Consider the following 19700-nt stretch of genomic DNA (forward strand, 5'->3'; position numbering starts at 1 on the left):
ATGTGGTGGGGAGTGGCCGCGGCGCTGCTGGCGAACACCCTGTACAGCCTGGGCTTCGTGCTGGAGAAAAGGGCGCTCACCTCGCTGCCCGAGGTGAGCATCCGGCAGCCGGCCCGGCTGCTGCGCCTCGTCCTCGGCAGCCCGCTGTGGATCGGCGGCTCCCTCGCCCTGGCCGCCGGTTTCGCCGCGCAGCTCGTCGTCTACCGCACCCTGCCGATCGCCGCCGCCCAGGGCATCTTCGTCTCCGGCCTGGTGCTGCTCGTGCTGCTGTCGGCGCGGCTGCTCGGAGAAGAGACGTCCGGCCGGGAGCGGTACGCGCTGGGCGCGATCCTGCTGGCGCTGCTGATGGTGGTGCTGTCGCTGCGCGAGGGTTCGGACACCGTCAGCCAGGACGCGCCCTACCAGCTGATCCTGCTGGTGTGCGTACCGTCGCTGGCGGCCGGGCTGTGGCTGTACGGCTCGGCCGAGCGGCGCACCCGCAACCGGCACCGGCGCCCGACGACCGGCATCGAGTACGGCGTGGCCGTGGGCCTGCTGTACGGCGTCAGCTCACTGGCCATCAAGGGCGTCTCCAGCCACCTGACGACCCACGGGATCGGCGGTGCGGTGCTGGACCTGCTGAGCTCCCCTTATCCGTATCTGCTGCTGTTCACCGGCGTGTTCGGCCTGGTGATGTCGCAGGCGGCGCTGCAGCGCTGCCGGGCCTCGCTGATCGTGCCGGTGTGCACGACCGTGACGTCCGTGTTCACGGCGGTGCTCGGCACGCTGTCGTTCGGCGAGGCCCTGCCGGACGAGCCGCTGCGGCTCGCGCTGCGGGTGGCGGGCACGGCCCTGGCGGTGGCCGTGCTGCTGACCATGCCGAAGCACGACGCGTCTCCCCAACCCTCCCCACCCGCCAAGGAGCTGGCATCCCCATGAAGCCCGACGACCCGCTGCTGAAGATCCTGGCGTGCCCGCTCGACAAGGGCCCGCTGCATCTGCTGGCCGAGGAGGCCGGGCGGGAGGAGGCGCTGTACAACCCGCGCCTGCACCGCCGTTACCCGATCACCGACGGCATTCCACAGCTGCTGCCGTCCTCGGGCGAGCAGGTGCCGGACGACGAGCACGAGGAACTCCTCAAGAGGATGGCACCGTGACCAGCCTGGCAGCCCGCGTCGCCCCTCTTCTGCCCACGCGCCTGGTGGCCGCGACGGCCCGGGCGCTCTACCCACGGTTCGAACCGGAGCTGGCCCGGCTCGCCGAGCTGTGCCCGCCGGGCTGCGGTACGGCGGTGGACGTCGGCGGCTGGTACGGACCCTGGACGCACCGCCTGGCCGGCCTCGCCGAACAGGTCGTGACGGTCGAGCCGGTGCCCCATCTGGCCCGGCTGCTGGCCGCCGCCGCCCCGCCGAACGTCCGCGTGATCCGGGCGGCGGCCTCGGACCGGCCGGGCATCGCGCGCCTGTGGCTGCCGCCGGACGACTCGGGCGACCGGGGCGTGTCCTCGCTGGTCCGCCGCGACATCCACGGCCGCGCGCTGGACGTCCCCTGCGTCACGCTGGACGAGCTGGGTCTGCGCGACGTCGGCTTCATCAAGATCGACGTGGACGGCAACGAGCCGGCGGTGCTGCGCGGCGCGACGGGCCTGCTGGCCCGCGACCGCCCGGCCCTGTTCGTGGAGCTGGAGTCCCGCATCCAGCCGATCGCGCCGGTGGTGACCTACCTGGCCCTGCTGGGCTACGACGGCTGGGTCCTGCCCGGCGACACCTGGGTGCCGCTGGCCGGGTTCCCCCTGGAGGACCACCAGGCGGACGCCTCCTACGTCGTCTCCCACGGCCTGATCCGCCGGGTGCTGCCCTCCCCGCTCCTCAGGGGCCCGCGCTACGTCAACTCCGTGCTGTTCCTGCCCGACGGCCGCAGGCCCGGCACGGCCCCGGTGGGCGACGATGGGTCCCATGCCCTCCGGAAAGCACCCCGCTGACCCCTTCACCCCGCTCGACTTCCAGCTGGTGCTGCTGCGCCGCATGACCGATCACAACCCCGGCCTGGTGGAGGACGCCCGCCATGAGCTGGGAGTGTCGATCGCGGACATGCGTGAGGCGAACAAGCGCTGGCAGGCGATGGTCCGCTCCCCGCGCTCGCGCGCACCCCTGTCCCGCTACCGCCAGGTGCTGGGCGAAGCCGAGTCCCGTACGCCGCGCCGGATCGGCGATCTCGACTGCGAGGCCTGGCTCTGGCCGGTGCCCCTCTGGCCCTCCTTGCGCTTCGAGGTGCTGACCGCGCCGAACCGTGCGGTGTGGAACGAGTGGCTGGTCCGCGCCCCGGGCGCGACGGGCCCGGAGCTGCGCACCCTCGACGACCTCACCCCATGGTCCTGCACCGTCGACGAGGCGGCCCGCGCCTTCGCCCCGGCTCGCCCCTTGGAGGGCACGGCACCGACCCGGTGGGGCCTTGCGTTCACCGCGCCGGACGCGCAGGGGGTGCGGCGGGAGGCCGTCGCGGAGTTCACCTGGGGGCTGCTGCAGCGGGTGTCCGTCACCGGCCGTGAGGTCTGAGGCGGTGGCGGTGAGGCCCGGCACGATGCGCTCGGCCCAGTAGCGAAAGCTGCTCCCCATGCCCACTCCAGCGTGCGGCTCGACGGCTTCGGCGACGACCGTACATCGCGACTCTGGGCCAAGTGGGCGATATGCGCCAGCGGTTGGTCCGCATACATGAGTCCTACGCGGTGTCCCCGCGCCGGGTCTTCGCCGGTACGCACCACCACGCGAGGACCGCCGCGCTCAGATAGGCGAGCGCGCCGATGCCCATGCTCGTCCGGATCCCGGTGCCGTAGGTCGCGGCCGAGGCCAGCAGACTGCCGCCGAGTGCGACGCCGGTGGCGCTGCCGACCTGGCGGGTGGTGTTGAACAGGGCGGAGGCGGCCCCCGAGTACGCCGGGGGCGCGGCGCCCATCACCGTGGCGGTCGAGCCGGTGAGGGCGAAGGACGTACCGAAGCCCGCGGCCATCATCGGCGCCACCAGCAGCGCGTAGGCGGGTTCGGCCCCCGCCGCGGCCCAGCCGGCCAGTCCCAGGGCGGCCAGGAGCATGCCCGAGATCACCAGCGGGCGGTCGCCGGTACGGCGGGTCAGCCGGCCGGACAGGACCGAGGCGAACATGGTCATCGCCACCGCCGGGAACAACGCGAGACCGGTGCCGAGGGCGCTGTAGCCGCGCTGGTGCTGGAACTCCAGGCTGGCGGTGAACACCATGCCGTAGAAACCGAAGTTGAACAGCAGGCCGATGACGGCTCCGCCGCCCATCGCGCGCGAGCGCAGCAGGGCCAGGGGGAGGACCGGGGCCCGGGCCAGCCGCTCACGCAGGGCGAACGCCGCCGCCGCCAGCGCGGCGAGGCCCGCTCCCGCGAGCACGGCCGGGTCGGACCAGCCGCGCCGCCCGGCCTCGTTGAGCGCCGCGGTCAGCAGGGCCACCGCCGCGACGACCGCGACCTGCGCCGGCCAGTCCGGGGACCGGTCGGCGCGCCGGGGCGAGCGGGCCACGTGCCGCAGCGTCAGCACCAGACAGGCCGCGCCGACGGGCAGGTTGACGAGGAACACCCAGCGCCAGCCCACCGTGGCGACGAGCAGCCCGCCCAGCAGCGGCCCGGCGGAGGCCGCGATGCCCGCCATCGAACCCCACAGCCCGAAGGCCCGCGAGCGTACGTCCGGCCCCGGGTAGGCCTGCTGGAGCAGGGCCAGCGAACCGGGCACGATCAGTGCCGCGCCGAGCCCCTCCACCAGCCGGGCCACCACCAGGAAGGGGGCGCTGGGCGCGAGCGCGCAGGCCGCCGAGGACACGGTGAACACCGCCACTCCCCAGCAGAAGACCCGCCGGTTGCCCAGCCGGTCCCCCAGCGCCCCGCCCGTCAGCAGGAATCCGGCGAGGACCAGCGTGTACCCGTCGGTGATCCACTGGATCCCGGTGAGCGAGGCCGACAGCTCCCGCCCGACCACCGGCACGGCGACGTTGATGACCGTCACGTCCAGGATCACCATGAAGTACCCGGCGCACACCGCCAGCAGCGGTGCCCAGGACCGTCGCGCGGGCTCCGGAGCCGGCTCGGGAGAGGGCATGGCCCTACCAGTACACCAAAAGCCTCACCGAGGGATGTATGCCCCACCCGTGGTAGTCAGCCGGCGGCGGCCAGCACCGCCCGCACGACCCGCGGAACGGAGTCCGGGTGCAGATGGAGGAACAGGTTCGGCTCGATCAGCTCCAGCTCCATCACGCACGGCTCCCCGTCCGGCCCGGTGACGAGGTCCACGCGCGCGTACAGCAGCTCCGCGCCCCCGGGTACGGCGGCCAGTGCCTGCTCGGCGACGGCCAGTTCGGCGGCGGTCGGCTCCCAGGGGCGCAGGTCGGGGTGGGCGACCTTGTCGGCGTCGTACGGCGTGCCGGGCGCGAGGACGGCGCCCTTGACGCTCGCGTGCAGCAGGCCTCCGCCGAAGAACTGCAGGGCCCGCTCGCCGTAGGTGTCGATGCTGCTCAGATAGGGCTGCACCATGACGGTGAACCCCTCGGCGTGCATGCGCTCGGCCTGCCGTACGGCGGCGTCCCGCTCCCCGGCCGGGTAGCGGGCGGCATAGCGGGCGCCGGCCCCGGAGGCGGGCTTCACGACGTACTCGCGGTCGGCGGGCAGGGCGACGGGGTCGCCGGGCGCGAAGTACCGGGTGGGCACGGTGGGCACCGCGGCCTCCGCGAGATGCCCGAGGTAGCGCTTGTCGGCGTTCCAGCGCACGACAGCGACCGGATTGGCGAGCCGCGTCGCCTTCCCGCACCGCTCGGCCCACGCCGTGAACTCCTCGGCGCGCCAGCTGTAGTCCCAGGTGGAGCGGATGAGGGCGAGATCGAAGGCGGCCCAGTCGGCCGAGGGGTCGTCCCAGTGGACGGCGACGGCATCGGCCCCGGCCTTCCGCAGCGCGTCCACCAGCACCGGCAGGTCCCGGTCCTTGTGCTCCTCGCCGCGGGCGTCGTAGGTGACGACGGCGATGCGCGGGGTGCCGGCCACGGCGACTCCCTCCTCGTACGGACGGTCGACTCGATGTCCGTCGCAGGTTAACAATCCCGTCCGGAACCGCGACACCCCATTTGACCTTCACCTTCGGTGAAGCCCCAGCATCGGTGGCGGAACGAGAACGAGCGCGAGGAGCGCGGGGACCGCAGGGGGTCGCATGGCCATGCTGACGATCGGCACGTTCGCGAAGGCGTGCCGGCTCTCGCCGAAGGCACTGCGCCTGTACGACGAGCTGGACCTGCTGCGGCCCGCCCGCGTGGACCCGGACACCGGATACCGGTACTACGCGGCCGGGCAGCTGGAGCAGGCCCAACTGGTGGCGTGGCTGCGGCGGCTGGGCATGCCGCTGGCCGAGATCCGCCGGGTGTGTCTCCTGCACGACCGCGACTCCACGGCCGCCGCCCGCGAGGTCCGTGCCTACTGGGCGCGCGTCGAGGCGGAGACGGCGGTCCGGCGGGACCTCGCCGCGTTCCTGGTCGATCACCTGACGACGGACCCGCAGGGGCCCGGGAAGGACACCGCCATGCTGGAACTGCGTTACTCCGCCCACTCGGACACCGGCCGCGTACGCCCCGCCAACCAGGACACGGCGTATGCGGGCACGCGGCTGCTCGCCGTGGCCGACGGCTACGGACCGGCGGGCGCGCCCGCGAGCAGCGCCGCCGTGGAGGCACTGCGCTTCCTGGACACGGACGAGGTCCCGGCAGGCGGCGTCCTCAACGTCCTGGAGGACGCGGTGCGGGGCGCCGAACAGGCCGTCCGGGACGTCGCCGGCGGCTCCGACGACATCGGCACGACTCTGACGGCCCTGCTGTGGACGGGCTCGCGGCTGGCGCTGGTGCACATCGGCGACTCCCGCGCGTATCTGCTGCGCGACGGTGAGCTGTTCCGCATCACGCACGACCACACGATGGTGCAGTCGATGGTCGACGAGGGCCGGCTGGCGCCCGAGGAGGCCATGTCCCACCCCCAGCGCGCGCTGCTCCTGAAGGCCCTCACCGGAGGCCAGAGCACCGCGACCCCCGACCTCCGCCTGCACGAGGCCCACCCCGGCGACCGCTATCTGCTGTGCTCCGACGGCCTGTCGGGCGTCGTGCCCGAACACCGCGTCCGGGAGCTCCTCGCCTCCCCCCTCTCCCCCGATGAAGCCGTCCAGGTCTTGGTCGGAGCGGCGAACGCGGCGGGCGGTCCGGACAACGTCAGCTGTGTCGTGGCGGACGTCGTGGAGCCCTGACCCGGACGGCCCAGAACCACGGGCCGCGGGCGCCCCCGCCCGGTCTACTGAGCGCAGACACCGAACAGAGGAAAGGAGTCCCATGCCTGTGGTGCTGTCTCTGCGCTGGACCGGGGTGACACCCGAGCAGTACGACGCGATGCTGGACGCGGTGCGCTGGGAGGAGCAGGTGCCGGACGGTCTCGTCCTGCACGTGGCCTGGTTCGAGCCCGGCGGCCTGCACGTGACCGACGTGTGGAACGCCGAAGAGGACTTCCAGCGGTTCTTCGCCACGCGTCTCGCCCCGGCCGTGCAGGAGGTCGGTCTCGCCGGGCAGCCGGATGTCCACTTCTCACCGGCACACCGGCTGTTCGCGGCGCCCGGCGCCGGCGGCACCGCCTGACCGGCCTCCTCTGCTGTGGGCCGCCGCGGTCACGGCCGCGTGGAACGGCCGGTCGCCCTCGACGCCGTGGCCGCCCGCCTCGATCTGCTCGGTCAGTGTTTCCTCCGGCAGTTGATGGTGTACGGAGGGAATGTGGTCGCTGACCAGTGGACAGGCGAACAGCTAAGGAGACGTGACGCGTGACCTCCCTCTTCCCGGCCCTGACCGGCGGCTTCGCCGACCGGCCCGCCCTGCGCTTCGGCGAGCGCTCGCTGACGTACGGAGAACTCGCCGCCGCGGCCGGAGCACTCACGGGCCGCCTCGGCGGAGCCACGCGGGTCGCCGTCTGGGCGACGCCCACCCTGGAGACGGCCGTCGCGGTCGTCGCCGCGCTGCTGGCCGGCGTGCCCGCCGTACCGCTCAACCCCAAGTCCGGCGAGAAGGAACTCGGGCACATCCTGTCCGACAGCGCACCCGGGCTCGTGCTCACGGCACCCGACGACCGACTCCCCGCGCCCCTGCGGGACCTCACCCGTGTGGACGTCGACCCGCACGCCACCGGCCCGGCCCCCGAGGACCGCGCCGCGGACGAGGATCCGGCCCTGATCGTCTACACCTCCGGCACCACCGGCCCGCCCAAGGGCGCCGTCATCCCCCGCCGGGCCGTCGCGAGCACCCTGGACGCCCTGGCCGACGCCTGGCAGTGGACCGCCGACGACGTCCTCGTCCACGGACTGCCGCTGTTCCATGTGCACGGCCTGGTCCTGGGCATTCTCGGCCCCCTGCGGCGCGGCGGGTCGGTGCGGCACCTGGGCCGCTTCAGCACCCAGGGCGTCGCCCGCGAGCTCAACGGCGGCGCCACCATGCTGTTCGGCGTGCCGACGATGTACCACCGCGTCGCCGAGGCCGTGACGAGCGACCCGGACCTGGTGAAGGCGCTGACCGGGGCGCGGCTGCTCGTCTCCGGTTCGGCGGCGCTGCCGGTGCACGACCACGGCCGGATCGCGACCGCGACCGGACGCCGCGTGATCGAGCGGTACGGCATGACGGAGACGCTGATGAACACCAGCGTCCGTGCCGACGGCGAGGCCCGCCCGGGCACGGTCGGCGTGCCGCTGCCGGGCGTGGAGCTGCGGCTGGTCGAGGAGGACGGCTCGGAGGTCACCGCGTACGACGGGGAGACGGTGGGCGAGATCCAGGTGCGCGGGCCGAACCTGTTCACCGAGTATCTCAACCGCCCCGACGCCACAGCCGCCGCCTTCACCGCCGACGGCTGGTTCCGCACCGGCGACGTGGCGGTGCGCGACCCCGACGGCTACGTCCGGATCGTCGGCCGTAAGGCCACCGACCTGATCAAGAGCGGCGGTTACAAGATCGGGGCCGGTGAGATCGAGAACGCGCTCCTCGAACACCCCGGGGTGCGGGAGGCCGCCGTCACCGGGGAACCGGACGCCGACCTGGGCGAGCGGATCGTGGCATGGATCGTGCCGGCGGACCCCCAGTCACCGCCCGCGCTGGAGGAGTTGGCCGACCATGTGGCGCGCCGGCTCGCCCCGCACAAGCGGCCCCGGGTCGTCCACCACCTCGACGCGCTGCCCCGCAACGACATGGGGAAGATCATGAAGCGGGCCCTGGCGCATGGCTGAGCGCCGCTCCGCCCGCGCGGTCGTCACCGCCCTCGCCGACGACGCCACCTTCGCCGAACTCTCCACCCCCATAAGGCAGTCGAGGCCCGACGGTCCGCTCGCCTGGCCGGGCTACGACGACTCCCGGGCACGTGCCGCCGAACGCACCGGCGAGCAGGAGTCCGTGGTCTGCGGCACCGCCCGCGTCGGCGGCACCCGGGCCGTGCTGATCGCGTTCGAGTTCGGCTTCCTCGGCGGCTCCCTGGGCGAGCGCACCGGCGACCGGCTGGAGGCCGCGTACGCCTACGCCCGTGAACGCCGCTGCCCGGTCGTGCCGCTGATCGCGACGGGCGGCAGCCGGATGCAGGAGGGCATGCTCGCACTGACCCAACTCCAGCGGGTGGCCCGCCAGTCGGCGCTCACCCGCGAGGCGGGTCTCGCGCAGGTCGCGGTCCTGCGCGACCCGACCACCGGGGGCGGCTGGGCCACCCTGGGCGCGGGCGCCGACGTGGTGCTCGCGCTCCCCGGCGCCCAGGTCGGCTTCGCCGGCTCCCGGGTGCGCCCCGCGGACGCGGACCCGACGGCGTACACGGCGGAGGCGCAGGTCGCGGCGGGCGCGGCGGACGCGCTCGTACGGCCCGAGGAGCTGCGCGAGACGCTCGGGCGGTGGCTGCGGCTGCTGACGTGCCCGTCGACCACGCCCGCCCCGCCGCCCGAGCCGCTCGGCGAGACCGCGGTCCTGCCCGCCACCGGCTGGGACGCCGTCCGCCGCGCCCGTTCCCCTCAACGACCGCGCGCCGCAGCCTACTTGGACGCCTACTTCACCGACCGGGTCGCGATCAGCGGCGACCGCTGCGGCGGCACCGACCCGGAGGGCATGCTGTGCGGCTTCGGCACGCACGAGGGCCGTACGGTCGCGTACGCCGCGCAGACCGGAACCGCGACCCGCCCCGCCGGTTACCGCACCGCCGCCCGGCTGATCCGCCTCGCGGACCGGCTGGGCATCCCGGTGCTGACCCTCGTGGACACCCCGGGCGCGGCCAACGACGCGGAGGCGGAACGGCAGGGCGCGGGCGCGGCGATCGCCGACCTGTTCGGCGCGGTCGCGAGCGCCCGCACCCCGGTGACCACGCTGGTGATCGGCGAGGGCGGCTCCGGCGGCGCACTGGCCCTGGCCGCGCCCGGCAACACCTGGGCCACGCCCGACAGCTACTTCTCGGTGATCGCGCCGGAACTCGCGGCGGCCATCCTCAAACGGCCGCCGCGCCAGGTGGAGTCGACGGCGGACCAGCTCCGCATCCGGCCGCAGGACCTGGTGGAGCTGGGAGTGATCCGGGGGACCGTCGGTGGGTGAGTTCGTTGAATCCTCCCCTCCGGGAAGGAGGGGATTCCTGGCTCAGGCTGCCTCCCGGAGCAGCGCTCCAGGAGGTCTTGCGCCATCGGCACCAGCCGGGTTGAGACCAGCCCGGTGGAGCATCACGCGTGCGGAGTTCTTGGCCCGTGGGGACACGTACCCGCACGCGGTGCAGGTGTAGGTGCGCTCACCCAGCGGCAGTGCATGCTCGGCTCTCGTCATGCAGATACCGCAGTCCATCGTGGTGTGCGCGGGGCGGACCAGGCGAACGTCCCGCCCGTGCTTGCGGCCCATCTCGACCAGGGCCTTCTTGGTGGCACCGATCGCGGCGTCCGCGGCCTTGCGGGCCATGGTGCTCTTGGCCAGGAACCTCGGACGGAAATCCTCCACCGCGACGGACGGCTTCGACGAGGGCACCCTCGCCGAATGCCGCGTCACCGCATCGCAGTTGATCCGACGTGAGTGGCTCCAGCTGGAGGCCTGGCACCAGGGCGGCCAGCCCCTGGCCCCCGGCTTCAGCGGGGCCGCCGTCACCCTACCCGCACCCGCACCCCCCGCCGAGCCCACACCCGACCTCACCGCCTCCTCCCCCGAGGACCTGGTCCTGCGTTTTCGCGCGACCGCGTCCCCGGAGGCCTTCCGCCTCGCGGGGCATCTCGCGCTGGCGGTCCCCTCGGTCCCGGTGATGCGCCTCGTCCAGCGCACCCTGGACTGCGACCCACGCCCCCAGCACCTGGCCGAGGTGATCCTCAGCGGCATGCTCACCTCCGCCCCCGGCCCGCCCGGCTCGTACGCGTTCCGGCCCGGCGTAAGGGAGTTGCTGCTGCGCTCCCTCCCTCGCACGGCCCGCGGCCGGACACGGGAGTTCCTCGAACAGGTCGGGGACCTGATCGACGAGCGCGCGGGGCTCGCGGCCGGGGCGTTCCGGGCCGAGACGGGCGGCGGGCAGGGCGAGGCGGGCCCGGCGTTCGCGACGGTCAGCGAGGAGACCGTGCGGCGGCTGGGCGGGGAGGAACTGTTCGCCGGGCGGTACCGCCTGGGGGCGCGGCGCGGGTGGAACGGGCGGGTGTCCAAGGCCGTGGACGTCCTGACGGACCGGCAGGTGATCGTGCGCCGGTACCGAGGCCGGCCCGCCGGGCACGACCGCTTCCTGGAGCAGGCGCGAACGCTGGCGGGGATGGACGATCCGCATGTCGTGCGGGTGCTCGACTTCGGGGTGGAGGACGACGCGCCGTACCTGGTGACGGAGTTCGTGGACGGCCTGACGCAGTCCGAGGTGCTGCCGGGCATCTCCTTCCCGGTGTTCGCCAACGTCGTGAGCCAGGGCGTGGCCGGACTCCGCGCCCTGCACGCGCACGGGCTGCTGCGTGGGGAGCGCGGGCCCGCCGGTCTGCTGCTGCGGCCCGACGGCACCCTGCTGCTGAGCCGGTTCGCCCTGGGCGAGGAGCCCGCGGGCCAGGATCCGGAGTCGGACCTCGCCGAATTCCGTTGGCTGCTCAAGCAGCTGGCCCCGGGCGCGCGGATCCCCGACGAGCACCAGGACCTGCTCCACCTGATCGACCGGCACAGGCTGCCCGAGGCCGCCGGTTACGCGGCCCGCCTGTCCGCCACCGCCCCGTGGCCGCCGGCGCGGTCCTTCACCCTGCTCGGTCCGCTGCGCATCAGCGACGGCACGGGGGACATCGAGCCGCCCTCGCCGACGGCCCGGGCACTGCTGTGCATGCTGCTGCTCCACCACGGACGGCGCGTCCCCCACGACGAGCTGGCCCGGGGCCTGTGGGAGGAGCCCCTGCCGGAGAACGAGGCCGCCGCCCGCCTCGCCCGCCTGGCGGCGGAGGTCCGCGAGGTGCTGCCCCCCGACCGCCTCCTGGCCTTCTCGCGCTCATACGCCCTGCACGCGCCCGACTTCTACGTGGACGTGCTGCACTGTGAGCAACTCCTCGCCGACGACCCCGGCGACCCCCGGCGCGCCCTCGGCCTCTGGTACGGCGACCCCCTCGACGGCGTCCCGGGCCCTGCCACCGCGGCCACCCGGGACCGTCTGCGCGCCCTGGAGGCGGATCTGCGGTCCGGGCCGGGGGCCACGGCCCCCACGATCCTCTTCGAGGCCGACGACCTCACCGGCCACCCCGAGGCCCGCATCACCCTCGAGTACGCGGTGCACGAGATGCTCTCCCGCGGCGCGCTCGCCCCCCACCAGTTCGAGGTACGTGTCCGCGGCAGCGGCTACGACGTCCACACCGGGCCCGGCACCTACCTCCTCCCCGTCCTGGCCGCCGTCCTGCGCGGCCTGCCCGAGGTTCTCACCGGGCTGGTGGAACCACCGCCCCTGACCGTCACGTTCTGGGACCGGCCCGCCCCTCCGCCCGAGCCACCGCCGGTGCCCGCCGACATCCAGGTGATCGTCTCCCCGGACCTCTACGAGCAGTTCGCCGCCAGCTCGGCCGCCCAGGGCCCCCAGCGCTTCCAGCCCCTGTACCAGGACGGCGCCACGGACACCCCGCCCGTCGCCTGGTACTGCCCGCTGTCCCCCGCCACGACCCCGCAGCCCGAGGCCCGCGACCTGGTGCGGGGCCCCTTCATCACGCGCGACCTGCGCCGGCTCGGCATACCGGCCCCGGGCCGCACGGCGGTCGTCCACACCCGGCCCGACGGCCCGCTGACCCTCCTCAACCCCGCCCGGCCGCACGGCGACCGGCCGTCGCGGCTCGTGACGTACTACGAGGTGGACCTCACCACGCACCAGTCCCACCACCGGGTCTCCCTGCCGAGTTCCGGCAAGGGCGCCTTCGCCGCCGCGGTCGAACTGTCCTGGCACGTGGAGGACCCGGTCGCCTTCGTGCGGGCCGAGGTCGGCCGGGTGTCCGAGCCGCTGCTCGGCCATCTGCGGGAGGAGGCGGCCCGCATCTCCCGCCGGCATCCGCTGCGCCGGGCGGGTGCCGCCCAGCGCGCGGTCAACGCGGGGCTGCGCCGCTGGCCGGTGCCCGGGCTGTCGGTGACGGCGTCGGTGCAGCTCGGCCCGCAGGGCGCGGACCTGCCCGCACCGCAGGGGGACGCTCCCGCGCAGCGTCCGCTGCCGCGGCTCCTCGCCGAGGCCGAGACGGTCCTGCTCGGCTTCGACGGCCCGATGGCCCGCCTGTTCTCGGCGAGCACCGCCCGCGAGGCCGTACTCGACCTGCTCGCCCTCGCCGACGAGCACCGCGACCCGCGGCACGCCCTGCCCGGCGCGGTGCGTGAGACGTTCGCCCATCCGCTGGACGTTCTCCGGGCCTTCGCGCTGGACCCGCTCGGGCCGCTGCTGCGGGAGCGTCTGGACGAGCTCGAACTCCAGGCGGTGCCGCACGCGCCGGCGACGCACAACTCAGCGCTCCTGGTCCGCACCCTGCACGCCTCCGGCCGCCGCGTCGGTGTGATCACGGACGTCTGCGCCGAGGCCGTGCCCCGTTATCTGCGGCCCTACGGCACCCTGCCCCTGGCCGGCGTCCACGGCCGCGCCGAGGACCTCGCTCTCCTCACCCCGCACCCCGACTGCATGCTGCGTGCCCTCGAGGCCTGCGACGGGTCCGCCGCCACCGGCCTGGTGATCGGTTCCACGGTCGCCGAGCTCGCCGCCGCCCAGCGGGCCGGGCTGCGCTTCGTCGGCCTCGCCCGGAACACCACCACCGACCGGCAGCTGCGCGAGGCCGGCTGCGCGACCACGGTGACGTCGCTCGCGCCCCTGCTGGAGGCCGCGCACTCCCTGTGACGGAGCGTCGAACCCCCCGTTCGGCGGCGCCCCGCCCGGCCCCCCACGAAAGGCGGCCCGGCCCCCTCCCGCGCACGATGCGAGGGAGGCCCGCCACCCGGCGGCCCCACGTCTGCGAGGTCCGCCACCTGGCGGCCTCCCACGGTCTGTGCTCTCGGGAGGACCTGCCATGACCGCCAGTCTGGAGCAGTTGCGCCGCTGCCACTTCGCCGTCGACCTGGGGGCGGCTCGCACACGCGTGTACGTCAAGGGCGCGGGGCTCGTCGTCGACCAGCCGTCCGCCGCCGCCGTGAACACCCGCACCGGCGCGCTGATCGCGGTCGGCGAGCTCGCCGAGAAGATGACGGGCCGCACACCGGACTACATCCGCGTGGTCCGGCCGGTGTCCGGCGGCACCGTCGTCGACATCGAGATGGCGCAGCGCATGCTGCGGCACCTGCTCGGTGACAAGATGCGCCGCAGTCTGCGCCGCAAGCCGATCCTGCGCGCCGCGGCCTGCACCCCGCACGACGCCGACCCGCTGGCCCAGCGCGCCGCGATCGAGACGCTCGTCGGCCTGGGGGCGCGCCGCGTGGAACTGGTCGACACGCTCATCGCCGCGGCCGTCGGCTGCGGGCTGCCCGTGGAGCAGCCCGAGGCCACGATGATCATGGTGTGCGGGGCGGCGGCCACGCAGGTGGCCGTGCTGTCCCTCGGCGCGATCGTCACCGCCGAGCGCATCCCGGTGGGCGGCGAGGCCGTCGACCAGGCGATCGTGCAGCACCTGCGCCACGAGCACGAGCTGATGCTGCCGAGCCAGTCGGTACGGCCGCTGCAGCTGGCCCTGTCCGGCAACGGCCTCACCGCGCAGGGCCCGGCCTCCACGGAGATCCACGGCCGGGACGTCGCCACGGGCCTGGCCCGCTCCGTGCAGGTCGACACCGCGGCCGTCCGGGACGCCATCCAGACGCCGCTCACCTCGATCCTGGACGGAATCGGCAAGGTGCTGCGGGCCTGCCCGCCCGACCTGGTCGCCGACCTCGCCGACCGGGGGATCATGATGGTCGGCGGCAGTGCCCTGCTGCCGGGCCTGGACCAGATGCTGCGGCAGGCGACCGGCATGCCGGTGCACATCGCCGAGCGCCCGGACGTGTGCGCCGTGCAGGGTCTCGGCGCGATGCTGGAGGGCAGGATCGCGCCGCTGGCGCTGGACCCGCTGGGCACTTGAGCGTCAGGCCCCGGTCAGCGGGCGAACCAGCAGCGCACGGTCGTCCCGCTGTCGCTCCGGTGCACCCGCACCAGGTCGGCGATCAGGTTGACCAGCAGGACCCCGCGCCCGCCGCGCTGGTCGCGGGGCACGGGCCGGCGCCCGGCCAGGATGTCCGCGAGGTGCCCTTCGTCGCGGACCTCGCACACCACGTACCCGTCCTCGGCCCACAGCCGCAGCACGCCCGAACCGCCGCCGTGCACCACGCTGTTGGTGGTGAGTTCGGCCGTGGCGAGGGCCAGGTCGTCCAGCTTCACACCGACGAGGCCGAGCCGCGCGCCCTCCCCGACGGCCACGTGCCGGGCGTTCGAGAGCGAGTCGGAGTCGAAGGCGAACGTCAGCGCCTCCTCCACCGGCGCCAGCGGCTCGTTGTAGCGGCTGACGACGTCCCCGGGGGCGTACGCGTCACTGCGCTGCTCCGCGCGGGCGCCGGGGTGGATGACGGTCGGGTGGGTGGCGTAGGCGTCGGCGACGACGTGCTCGGGCAGCCGCTCCACGTCGTACGGGCACAGGATGGTCGCCGTACGGCCCTGGAAGGCGGCGTTGATGAGCGCCTCGTGCTGGGCGCAGGCGGGGTACTCGGCGTCGGAGCGGCCGGCCCAGATGGGCTCGCCGATGATGCGCACCCGGCGACCGGCCGGCTGGGCGTCGGCGAAGGCGCGCAGCACACCGGGGATGATCCGCCCGGGGTTGCGTCCGGCCTCGCGCATGTCCAGGAGCCGCACGGCGGCGGCGTCGTCGCCCAGCGCGTCCCGGATCAGGGCGAGGTTCTTGCCGGGCACGGCGACGGCCACCGGTTCGCCGGCCTCCAGCCCCTCGCGTACGAAGGGCACGGTGCCGTCGAGGTAGTCCTGCTCGTCCCGGTAGAAGAGCGCGGGGTGGACGAAGGGATCGAGGGGACCGAAGGGCTCGGTGACCGCAGTGGTCATGATGCCGACACCTCGATTCCCTTCTGGCCGGGCCACAGCAGGTCCAGCGTGCGGCGCAGGGCGGGCGGCGGGCGGCGCACCACGAACCGCCGGCCGTCCCGGAGCTGCCCGGCGGCCGCCGCGAGCGCACCGGCGCCCGCGACGTCGACGAACGTCACGTCGGACAGCTCTAGGTAGTACACGTCCTCATCCTCGCGAACAGCCTGCTCCAGTACGCCTTCCCAGATCGCACGTGTCGTCAGGCCGACCTCACCCGCCGCCCGGACGCCCCGCTGACCGGCCAGCGGGAACACCGCCAGGCCCGGCACCGGGCCACGAGGGCCCGGTGCCGACATCTGCTGCCGAGTGTTCAAGCCCTTCTCCCCACGCTTCTGGACCACAGCGCTCGTACCCGCACAGGAGAAGCTCATTCCCCCGAGAGGTGTGTAGTACGCCGTACGGAGGGCAGGCGCACCTCACGCCGACGTCCACGGGGGCGTGTGACGTCGTGCAGTCCGGCGAGACGAACACGACCGACGAGGACCGACAAGGCGGTGACATGACCTCAGCGGCATCACCACATCTCACAGGAGGGCTGGACACCCTGGTCATCCGTGGCCGCGTCGACGCGGATCGCGCCGAGCTCGCCCCGCGTGGCGAGCTCGTCCACGGCTGTGCGGACATCCTGGCCAGAACCCTGGCCGGCCTGCCGGCGACCGTCACCCGGGTCGACCTGGACATGGCGGGCGTGCACTTCATGGACACGGCCGGTCTGCAGTTCCTGGACGTGCTGGCCGACCACGGCCGGCAGCGGTCGCTGACGGTGACGGCGACGAACTGGAACGGCCAGCCGCGCCGGATCCTGGAGCTGGCGGGCCTGGACACGACCGACCCGCTGGCCGGCCTGGACGTCACCGGCCCCGTCTGCGCGGTGCCGTCGGCCACCCAGGCCTCCTCGGCGGTCGCCCAGGAACGCGAGGAGCGCCTGCACGTCCTCCAGGAGGAGGTCGAGCAGCTGCGCCATGCCATCGCCTCCCGCCCGGTCATCGACCAGGCGCGGGGCATCCTCATGGCCACGCACGGCTGCACGTCCGACGAGGCGTGGCACATCCTGCGGGAGACGTCCCAGCTGTCGAACACGAAGCTGCGGGATGTCGCCGCGGCGGTGACGGCGAGTGCGGAAGCGGACGGCCCACCGCCGTCGGCCGAGCTGCGCACGGCGTTGCAGCGGGCTGTCATAACGCGCCGCAGGGGTTGAGCAGGCCGGGGCGTGCGGTTTTGCGCCGGAGGCCCCGGGTACCCGGCGGCGGCCCGCTCCGGCCCGCCTTCGCCGAGGAGAACCCCCATGGGTTTCAGCCGCCTTGAGCGTCGAGATCCGCGAGACCACGGGCGAGGACGGGTGACGTTCCGCCGTTCCGTGACCGGTGGGGCGCTGTCGGGGGTCGGCATCGCCGCGTTCGTCGACGAGACCGTCTTCCACCAGCTGCTGCACTGGCACCACTTCTACGACAGGTCCACCGCCGACATGGGGCTGGTCTCCGACGGCCTGTTCCACGCCGGGGGCTGGCTGGCCATGGTGGCGGGCCTGTTCCTCTACGCCGACCTGCGCCGCAAGGACACCCTGCTGCGGCCCGCGTGGTGGTCCGGCGTCTGCCTGGGGCTCGGCGGTTTCCAGCTCTACGACGGCACCGTCCAGCACAAGCTGCTGCGCCTGCACCAGATCCGCTACGAGGTCGATCCCCGGCCGTACGACTGGGCGTGGAACGTGATCGCCGCCCTGTTCCTGCTGGCCGGCCTGCTCCTGTGGCGCCGGGCCCGGCGCGCGCGGCGCGGGAGCGCGCGGTGACGACCCCGGCTCCCCTGCCGGTCCTCGTCCTGCTGGGCTGTCTGCTCTACACGGCCTGCGCCGCCCGGCTGCGGCGCCGCGGGGACCGCTGGCCGGTGCGCCGCGACGCGGGGTTCTGGCTGGGCGGCGGTCTACTCGTGACCGCGTTCGCCGTGCCGTGGGAGGCGTGGCTGCCGCCGTTCACGGCGCACACGGCCGCCCATGTGACGGCCGGGATGGCGGCGCCGCTGCCGGTCGTCCTGTCCCGCCCCGTCACGCTGGCCCTGCGGACCCTCCCGCTCCCCGGCCGTCGCGCCCTGGTCTCGCTGACCCGCTCCCGTCTCGTCACGGCGCTCGTCTTCCCGCCCGTCGCCGCGGCCCTGGACATCGGCGGCCTGTGGCTCCTCTACCGGGCTCCACTGCCGCCCGCCCTCCACCACAGTCCCCTCCTGTACCTCCACCTCTTCGCCGCCGGCACTCTCTTCACCTTCGCCCTCCTCGCCGTGGACCCGATACGCCACCGGCCCGGCTGGGCGCTGCGGGGCGGCACCCTCCTGGCCGCCGCCGCGGCCCACGCGGTCCTCGCGAAGAGCCTGTGGGCCACGGGCCCACCCGGCACCGCCCACACCCCCGCCGACCTGCACCTCGCCTCGCAGCTCATGTACTACGGCGGTGACGCGGCGGAGATCGCCCTGGCCCTGCTGCTGGCCGGCCAGTGGTACCGCGCGCAGGGCCGGTGCTCGCGGCCCCACCGGGGTACCCGGCAGCAGGCAGCCGTATCAGGAGGAACACCATGAGCGACCACACCCCGTCCCAGGCCGAAGGCGACCGCGACGACGAGCAGGACACGACCCCGCGCCCCACCCCGTCCCAGGCGGAGGGCGACCGCGACGACACGAGCGCCCAGGAAGAAGGCGACGGCGACGCGGCGGACGGCACAGGCTCCGCCACGGAGGAGGCCACATAGAGGCGGCACGACGGGGCACCCGTATCTCCCCCACAGTCAAGGGAGTTGCTCGTGATCGTCGCCGTCGTCATCGCCGGGTGCGTGCTTCTGGCCGTGCTCGCCTTCCTCGTCCCCCGCCTCTCGCGGCACCCCGAACACGGCACCCAGCGTTCGCTCGGTGCCGGCGCCCGTGCCGGCGGCAAGGCGCCCGGTGTCCTGGGCAGGCTCTTCAGCAAGCCCTTCCACTCGAGTTCCCGCGCGGTGAGCCGCAGCGGATCGGCCGGCCGCCGCACCCGCGGCCGGATGCCCTTCTGACCCATCACGCGGCCGTGCCGCCCGGCATGCTGGTCCGGTACGCAGGGCAGGCAGAAGGAGACCCTCTCGATGGGCACCGCAGTGCACGTCCCGCAGACGCGGGACATGATCGGGGAGGAACTCTCCGGAGACGAGGCGTTCACCGCGCTGCGGCGCTACGGAGGCCGCCGGCTGCTCCTCGACGCGTTCACCCGGTTCCGCTACGCCGACGGCTTCAGCAGCTCCCGTTCCCTCGCCTTCCAGGTGGTTCTCGGCATGGTGCCGTTCACCATCGCCCTGGTCGGTGTGGCCACCACCGTGCACACGGAGAGCGTGGGGCGGATCATCGAGCTCACCCTCGGCCGGATCGTGCCCGGCGCCAGCGCGGACCTGGTCGAGGACGCCCTGGACGGCACCGCGCGCAGCGCCGGTTCCGGCGTCTGGGGCGCTGTCGCCATGTGGCTGGGCCTGGCGTTCGCCGTACTCAACCTGGCCTCGGCGATGGCCCAGGTCGAGCGTGGCGCCAACCGCATCTACGGCATCGAGCGCGACCGGCCCTTCCTGGCCAAGTACGGCCGTTCCCTGCTCCTGGCCGTCGTCGCGGGCATGCCGATGGTCCTGGGGTTCCTCGTGCTCGTGGCCGGTGACGCCGTCGGCGGCGCGGTGGTGCAGGCCCTCGGCTGGTCCCGCACCTGGCTCGAATGGTGGGGCGCTCTCGACGTACCGCTGGGCGTGCTGCTCGCCTGGGTCGCCTCCTCGGCGATCTTCCGCTGGGCGCCCCGCCGGGACCAACCGGGCTACACCTGGCTGGCGTTCGGCTCCGCGGTCCATCTGGTGCTATGGATCACGGCCACCTGGCTGCTGGCGCTCTACGTCGCCAAGAGCGGCTCCTTCGGCGCCGTCTACGGGCCGCTGACGGCCTTCGTCGCCCTGCTGCTGTGGGCCAACCTGACCGGCGTGGCCCTGTTCCTCGGCATCGCCTTCGCCGCTCAGCTCGAAGCGGCCCGGGCCGGCATCACCGAGGCCGTGCACCCCGACCCGGGGCCGGGCCCGTGACCTGCCGGCGCCGGCGGTCACGCGCGGGTGGGCGGGGGCGGATCGCTGACGCGCGCCCAACCCCTGTGATCACCGC

The 19700-nt window shown here is 74.1% G+C and carries 20 protein-coding genes and 2 pseudogenes; 16 read left to right on the forward strand and 6 right to left on the reverse strand.

Annotation, left to right across the window (positions count from 1 at the left end; genetic code table 11):
* Positions 1-12 precede the first annotated feature (12 nt).
* Genes CEB94_RS12995 through CEB94_RS13010 form a run of 4 tightly spaced genes read left to right on the forward strand, consistent with a single transcriptional unit; the run spans position 13 to position 2534 of the window.
* Positions 13-918 carry a hypothetical protein gene (locus tag CEB94_RS12995; protein ID WP_175436985.1) on the forward strand — a complete coding sequence of 302 codons (906 nt, stop codon included), beginning with the start codon at positions 13-15 and terminating at the stop codon, positions 916-918.
* Positions 915-1136 (forward strand): Trm112 family protein, encoded by a 222-nt coding sequence (locus tag CEB94_RS13000; RefSeq protein ID WP_175432374.1) that lies wholly within the window; start codon positions 915-917, stop codon positions 1134-1136. Before CEB94_RS12995 ends, CEB94_RS13000 begins: the two co-directional genes overlap by 4 nt.
* Entirely contained in the window at positions 1133-1960 is an 828-nt protein-coding gene (locus CEB94_RS13005; RefSeq protein ID WP_175432375.1) for an FkbM family methyltransferase, read from the forward strand. The genes CEB94_RS13000 and CEB94_RS13005 overlap by 4 nt, the downstream gene beginning before the upstream one ends.
* The gene (locus tag CEB94_RS13010; RefSeq protein ID WP_175432376.1) at positions 1926-2534 is read left to right on the forward strand and encodes a hypothetical protein; all 609 of its coding nucleotides are present in this window, start codon (positions 1926-1928) and stop codon (positions 2532-2534) included. The genes CEB94_RS13005 and CEB94_RS13010 overlap by 35 nt, the downstream gene beginning before the upstream one ends.
* Positions 2535-2697: 163 nt before the next feature.
* On the opposite strand, the gene CEB94_RS13015 is transcribed toward CEB94_RS13010, so the two are convergent.
* Positions 2698-4089, reverse strand: a complete 1392-nt coding sequence (locus tag CEB94_RS13015) for an MFS transporter (protein ID WP_175432377.1) — start codon at positions 4087-4089, stop codon at positions 2698-2700.
* 56 nt (positions 4090-4145) lie between these two features.
* A complete protein-coding gene (locus CEB94_RS13020) occupies positions 4146-5024 on the reverse strand; it encodes an ATP-grasp domain-containing protein (RefSeq protein ID WP_175432378.1) in 879 nt (292 codons plus the stop codon).
* 163 nt (positions 5025-5187) lie between these two features.
* Here CEB94_RS13020 and CEB94_RS13025 point away from each other — a divergent pair, with 163 nt between their 5' ends.
* The gene (locus tag CEB94_RS13025; protein WP_175432379.1) at positions 5188-6264 is read left to right on the forward strand and encodes a MerR family transcriptional regulator; all 1077 of its coding nucleotides are present in this window, start codon (positions 5188-5190) and stop codon (positions 6262-6264) included.
* Between the two features lie 82 nt (positions 6265-6346).
* Positions 6347-6646, forward strand: a complete 300-nt coding sequence (locus tag CEB94_RS13030) for a hypothetical protein (RefSeq protein WP_175432380.1) — start codon at positions 6347-6349, stop codon at positions 6644-6646.
* Positions 6647-6658: 12 nt separating this feature from the next.
* Here the strand turns inward: CEB94_RS13030 and CEB94_RS40865 are convergent.
* A pseudogene (locus CEB94_RS40865) lies at positions 6659-6730 on the reverse strand (GntR family transcriptional regulator); the annotation flags it as partial.
* 95 nt (positions 6731-6825) lie between these two features.
* Between CEB94_RS40865 and CEB94_RS13035 the strand changes: the two are divergent.
* Entirely contained in the window at positions 6826-8271 is a 1446-nt protein-coding gene (locus CEB94_RS13035; RefSeq protein WP_175432381.1) for an acyl-CoA synthetase, read from the forward strand.
* Positions 8264-9604 (forward strand): carboxyl transferase domain-containing protein, encoded by a 1341-nt coding sequence (locus CEB94_RS13040; RefSeq protein ID WP_175432382.1) that lies wholly within the window; start codon positions 8264-8266, stop codon positions 9602-9604. The genes CEB94_RS13035 and CEB94_RS13040 overlap by 8 nt, the downstream gene beginning before the upstream one ends.
* Positions 9605-9646: 42 nt before the next feature.
* On the opposite strand, the pseudogene CEB94_RS13045 reads toward CEB94_RS13040, so the two are convergent.
* Positions 9647-10000, reverse strand: a pseudogene (locus CEB94_RS13045) (zinc ribbon domain-containing protein); the annotation flags it as partial.
* Between CEB94_RS13045 and CEB94_RS40870 the strand changes: the two are divergent.
* Entirely contained in the window at positions 9963-13349 is a 3387-nt protein-coding gene (locus CEB94_RS40870; protein ID WP_425472453.1) for an SAV_2336 N-terminal domain-related protein, read from the forward strand. The pseudogene CEB94_RS13045 and the gene CEB94_RS40870 sit on opposite strands and share 38 nt — an antisense overlap.
* 169 nt (positions 13350-13518) lie before the next feature.
* Positions 13519-14556, forward strand: a complete 1038-nt coding sequence (locus tag CEB94_RS13055; RefSeq protein WP_175432383.1) for a rod shape-determining protein — start codon at positions 13519-13521, stop codon at positions 14554-14556.
* A gap of 14 nt (positions 14557-14570) precedes the next feature.
* On the opposite strand, the gene CEB94_RS13060 is transcribed toward CEB94_RS13055, so the two are convergent.
* Together CEB94_RS13060 and CEB94_RS13065 are read right to left on the reverse strand one after the other, a co-directional pair.
* Positions 14571-15524 carry an anti-sigma factor RsbA family regulatory protein gene (locus CEB94_RS13060; RefSeq protein WP_175432384.1) on the reverse strand — a complete coding sequence of 318 codons (954 nt, stop codon included), beginning with the start codon at positions 15522-15524 and terminating at the stop codon, positions 14571-14573.
* Positions 15521-15877, reverse strand: a complete 357-nt coding sequence (locus CEB94_RS13065) for an STAS domain-containing protein (RefSeq protein ID WP_342789604.1) — start codon at positions 15875-15877, stop codon at positions 15521-15523. The genes CEB94_RS13060 and CEB94_RS13065 overlap by 4 nt, the downstream gene beginning before the upstream one ends.
* Positions 15878-16062: 185 nt before the next feature.
* Between CEB94_RS13065 and CEB94_RS13070 the strand changes: the two genes are divergently transcribed.
* From CEB94_RS13070 to CEB94_RS13095, 6 genes are all read left to right on the forward strand, one after another.
* Complete coding sequence (locus tag CEB94_RS13070) at positions 16063-16761, forward strand: ANTAR domain-containing protein (RefSeq protein ID WP_175432386.1); 699 nt, start codon at positions 16063-16065, stop codon at positions 16759-16761.
* Between the two features lie 141 nt (positions 16762-16902).
* Positions 16903-17349 carry a DUF2243 domain-containing protein gene (locus CEB94_RS13075; protein WP_246111785.1) on the forward strand — a complete coding sequence of 149 codons (447 nt, stop codon included), beginning with the start codon at positions 16903-16905 and terminating at the stop codon, positions 17347-17349.
* Positions 17346-18125: a cytochrome c oxidase assembly protein gene (locus CEB94_RS13080; protein WP_175432388.1), complete on the forward strand. Its 780-nt coding sequence runs from the start codon at positions 17346-17348 to the stop codon at positions 18123-18125. The genes CEB94_RS13075 and CEB94_RS13080 overlap by 4 nt, the downstream gene beginning before the upstream one ends.
* Entirely contained in the window at positions 18122-18295 is a 174-nt protein-coding gene (locus CEB94_RS13085; RefSeq protein WP_175432389.1) for a hypothetical protein, read from the forward strand. Before CEB94_RS13080 ends, CEB94_RS13085 begins: the two co-directional genes overlap by 4 nt.
* Before the next feature lie 51 nt (positions 18296-18346).
* Positions 18347-18589, forward strand: a complete 243-nt coding sequence (locus tag CEB94_RS13090) for a DUF6411 family protein (RefSeq protein WP_175432390.1) — start codon at positions 18347-18349, stop codon at positions 18587-18589.
* Positions 18590-18658: 69 nt separating this feature from the next.
* Positions 18659-19624 (forward strand): YihY/virulence factor BrkB family protein, encoded by a 966-nt coding sequence (locus CEB94_RS13095; RefSeq protein WP_175432391.1) that lies wholly within the window; start codon positions 18659-18661, stop codon positions 19622-19624.
* Positions 19625-19700: the final 76 nt, after the last annotated feature.

This window comes from Streptomyces hawaiiensis, from assembly GCF_004803895.1.
Taxonomy (GTDB): Bacteria; Actinomycetota; Actinomycetes; order Streptomycetales; family Streptomycetaceae; genus Streptomyces; species Streptomyces hawaiiensis.

Bases quoted from the DNA above. Each gene is read 5' to 3' on its own strand.
- CEB94_RS13060 (WP_175432384.1), bottom strand. From the start codon at position 15,524: ATGACCACTGCGGTCACCGAGCCCTTCGGTCCCCTCGATCCCTTCGTC.
- CEB94_RS13040 (WP_175432382.1), top strand. From the start codon at position 8,264: ATGGCTGAGCGCCGCTCCGCCCGCGCGGTCGTCACCGCCCTCGCCGAC.
- CEB94_RS13055 (WP_175432383.1), top strand. From the start codon at position 13,519: ATGACCGCCAGTCTGGAGCAGTTGCGCCGCTGCCACTTCGCCGTCGAC.
- CEB94_RS13010 (WP_175432376.1), top strand. From the start codon at position 1,926: ATGGGTCCCATGCCCTCCGGAAAGCACCCCGCTGACCCCTTCACCCCG.
- CEB94_RS13085 (WP_175432389.1), top strand. From the start codon at position 18,122: ATGAGCGACCACACCCCGTCCCAGGCCGAAGGCGACCGCGACGACGAG.
- CEB94_RS13000 (WP_175432374.1), top strand. From the start codon at position 915: ATGAAGCCCGACGACCCGCTGCTGAAGATCCTGGCGTGCCCGCTCGAC.
- CEB94_RS13030 (WP_175432380.1), top strand. From the start codon at position 6,347: ATGCCTGTGGTGCTGTCTCTGCGCTGGACCGGGGTGACACCCGAGCAG.
- CEB94_RS13070 (WP_175432386.1), top strand. From the start codon at position 16,063: ATGACCTCAGCGGCATCACCACATCTCACAGGAGGGCTGGACACCCTG.
- CEB94_RS13015 (WP_175432377.1), bottom strand. From the start codon at position 4,089: ATGCCCTCTCCCGAGCCGGCTCCGGAGCCCGCGCGACGGTCCTGGGCA.
- CEB94_RS13025 (WP_175432379.1), top strand. From the start codon at position 5,188: ATGGCCATGCTGACGATCGGCACGTTCGCGAAGGCGTGCCGGCTCTCG.
- CEB94_RS13095 (WP_175432391.1), top strand. From the start codon at position 18,659: ATGGGCACCGCAGTGCACGTCCCGCAGACGCGGGACATGATCGGGGAG.